Genomic DNA, 3,137 nt, shown 5'->3' on the forward strand with positions numbered 1-3,137 from the left:
GCCCCGTGCCGGGGCCGCCGCCGTTGGCAGTACCCATACTTATATTTCAAGGGAATCAGCATGAAGCAATGGATCATCACCTGCGCGGCCGCCGTTGGCCTGGCCGCCACCCTGGCCCCCGCGGCGCACGCCGATACGCTGCAGGACATCAAGGCGCGCGGCAAGTTCATCTGCGGCACCATGGGCACTGCCGAGCCGTTCAGTTTCCAGGACCCGAAGACCCGCGCCATCGTCGGCTACGAAGTCGACATGTGCCAGGCCGTGGCCGACAGCCTGGGCGTGCCGCTGGAACTCAAGCTGATCGCGGTCGAGGCCCGCATCCCTGAACTGATCGCGGGCCGCGTCGACGTGGTCGCGGCGAACCTGGGCTGGAGTCCCGAACGGGCCAAGCAGATCGATTATTCGCACCAGCATTTCGTGAGCCTGCAGAAAGTGCTGGCGCGCGCCTCGGACAAGGATCTGAAGTCTCCCGCCGACCTGGCCGGCAAGCGCGTCAGCGCCGTGCGCGGCTCATCATCGGAACAAGGGGCGCGCAAGTTCATTCCGAATGTCGAGCCTGTGACGTTCAAGGACCCCAGCGGCGCCTTCCTGGCCCTGCAGCAAGGCAAGGTCAGCGGCTTCGTCGCCTCCGAACTGATGCTGGTCAAGCTCAAGCAGCAGGCTGCTTCCAGCGCGGTGCCGGTGAAAATCCTCGAACCCGCGCTGTTCGTGGAGCCGTGGGGCATGGGCGTGCGTCGCGGCGACACGGCGATGCTGAACCAGGTGAACAAGGTGCTGGACGGCATGGAAGCCTCTGGCAAGGCCGCCCAGGTCTTCGACAAGTGGTTCGGCCCCGGCACCCAGTTCAACATGAAGCGCGACTTCCGCATCGAACCGATCAAGGGTTGACGCGCCGCGCGCGCCGGAGCCTTCGCCGATGCATTACGTCTTCGACTTCTCCGCCATTTTCCAGGGGGAGTACCCGGCCTGGCTGCTCAGGGGGCTCGCCACCACCCTGGCGCTGGCCGGGCTTGCCTGGATCCTGGCGTTCCTGGTGGGCAGCCTGCTGGCGGTCATCCGCCTGACGGGCTCGCCCGTGGCCAATGCGCTGATCGCGCTGTATGTGGCCTTTCACCGCAATGTGCCCATGCTGGTGCACATCCTGTTCTGGTATTTCGGCGTGCCGGCGCTGCTGCCCCAGGCGGCGACCGACTGGCTCAATGCCCATGGCAGCGAGTTCATCCTGTCGTGCATCGCCATCGGCCTGGTGATGTCGGCCTACGTCTGCGAAGACCTGCGCAGCGCCGTGCGCGGCATCCCGGCCGGACAGGTCGAGGCGGCGCGTGCGCTGGGACTGGGCTTTCTGCGCACCATGCGCTGCGTGGTGTTGCCGCAGGCTTTCCGCATCGCCATCCCGCCGCTGCTTAACCAGACGCTGCTGCTGGTCAAGAACACCAGCCTGGCCATGGCCATCGGCGTGGCCGAACTGACCGCCGCCGGCCGCGAAATCGAGAACTACACGTTCCGCACCTTCGAGGCCTACGCGGTGGTGACGGCGATCTATCTGCTGCTGTCGTTCCTGATCATGGGCGGCGGCGCGCTGCTGCAGCGGCGCTACCGGCCGCTGGGAGGCCATTGAATGTGGGATATCCTCAAAGACAACTGGCTGCTGTTGCTCATCGGCCAGTATCCGCACGGCCCCATCGGCGGCCTGGCCGCCACGCTGGGCCTGGCCGCCGTCAGCCTGGCGCTGGCACTGCCTTGCGGCGTGCTGCTGGCATTGGGCCGCATCAGCCCGTACCGCGCGCTGCGCTGGCCGGCATCGGCCATGGTGTACCTGGTGCGCGGCCTGCCGCTGCTGATGTTCATTTTCTGGGCCTACTTCTTCGTGCCGCTGCTGATCGGCCGGCCGGTGGCGGGCACCACGACGATGGTGGTGGCGCTGGTCTGCTATGAAAGCGCCTATCTGGCCGAGATCATCCGCGCCGGCATCCAGGCGCTGCCGCGTGGCCAGCAGGAGGCCAGCCGCGCGCTCGGCCTGTCGTACATGCAGACCATGCGGCGCGTGATCCTGCCGCAGGCGCTCTACAACATGCTGCCCAGCATGCTGAGCCAGTTCATTTCGACCGTGAAGGAAACTTCGCTGGCCTATGTGATCAGCGTGCAGGAACTGACCTACGCCGCCAACCAGATCAACAGCGTGCTGCTGACAAAACCGTTCGAAGTGTTCGCGCTGCTGGCGCTGACCTATTTCATCCTGAACTTCGGCCTGAGCGCCCTGGTGCACTTGACCGAGAAACGCATCGGCAGCCGCCGCGCCGGCCGCGCGCCTGCCCCCAAGGTGGTCCCGATATGATCCGATTTTCCGATGTGCAGAAGTGGTATGGCGATTACCAGGCCCTGGCCGACGTGACGGCGCAAGTCCGGCGCGGCGAAGTCGTGGTGGTGTGCGGTCCGTCCGGTTCGGGCAAGTCGACCCTGATCCGCACCGTCAACCGGCTGGAGCCGATCCAGAAGGGGGTGATCGAGGTCGACGGCCAGGATATCTACGGCAGCAACGTGCACCTGGATACGCTGCGCAGCCACATCGGCTTCGTGTTCCAGCAGTTCAACCTGTTTCCGCACCTGTCGGTGCTGGAAAACCTGATGCTGGCGCCGCTGCAACTGAAGCGCGCGCGCCGCCCCGAGGCGCGCGAGCGGGCCCTGCAGTTGCTGGACCGCGTGGGCCTGGCGCACAAGGCCGAGGCCTATCCGGCGCAATTGTCCGGGGGCCAGCAGCAGCGCGTGGCGATCGCGCGGGCACTGGCGATGAATCCGCCCGTGATGCTGTTCGACGAACCGACCAGCGCGCTGGACCCCGAGATGGTGGGCGAGGTGCTGCAAGTAATGAAGGGGTTGGCCAAGGATGGCATGACCATGGTGTGCGTGACACACGAAATGGGCTTTGCCCGCGAGGTGGCCGATACGGTGTGGTTCATGGACGCTGGGCGGATTGTCGAGGTGGCCGGGCCGGAGGCGTTTTTTGGCCGGCCGGAGACGGAGCGGGCGCGGAAGTTCTTGGCCGAGATCCGGAGGTGAAGTGGTTGTTGCGCTTGGGGGCGGGGTTGGGTTCTTGAGTCGCGCGTGGCGGGGTCGGTGGGGGATGGCGGGGCTACGAT

At 66.1% G+C, this 3,137-nt stretch carries 4 protein-coding genes; all 4 read left to right on the forward strand.

Features of this window, described 5'->3' with window-relative positions:
* The first annotated feature begins 60 nt into the window (after positions 1-60).
* The 4 genes from AC6LKG_RS26385 to AC6LKG_RS26400 are packed head-to-tail and all read left to right on the forward strand — an operon-like array spanning position 61 to position 3,057.
* Positions 61-888: an ABC transporter substrate-binding protein gene (locus tag AC6LKG_RS26385; protein WP_498169923.1), complete on the forward strand. Its 828-nt coding sequence runs from the start codon at positions 61-63 to the stop codon at positions 886-888.
* 28 nt (positions 889-916) lie between these two features.
* Positions 917-1,618: an amino acid ABC transporter permease gene (locus AC6LKG_RS26390; protein ID WP_498169926.1), complete on the forward strand. Its 702-nt coding sequence runs from the start codon at positions 917-919 to the stop codon at positions 1,616-1,618.
* Positions 1,619-2,335, forward strand: coding sequence for an amino acid ABC transporter permease (locus AC6LKG_RS26395; protein WP_498169927.1), 717 nt, complete (start codon positions 1,619-1,621; stop codon positions 2,333-2,335).
* Positions 2,332-3,057: an amino acid ABC transporter ATP-binding protein gene (locus AC6LKG_RS26400; protein ID WP_498169929.1), complete on the forward strand. Its 726-nt coding sequence runs from the start codon at positions 2,332-2,334 to the stop codon at positions 3,055-3,057. The genes AC6LKG_RS26395 and AC6LKG_RS26400 overlap by 4 nt, the downstream gene beginning before the upstream one ends.
* Positions 3,058-3,137 lie beyond the last annotated feature (80 nt).

The organism is Achromobacter sp. 46006 (assembly GCF_059761975.1).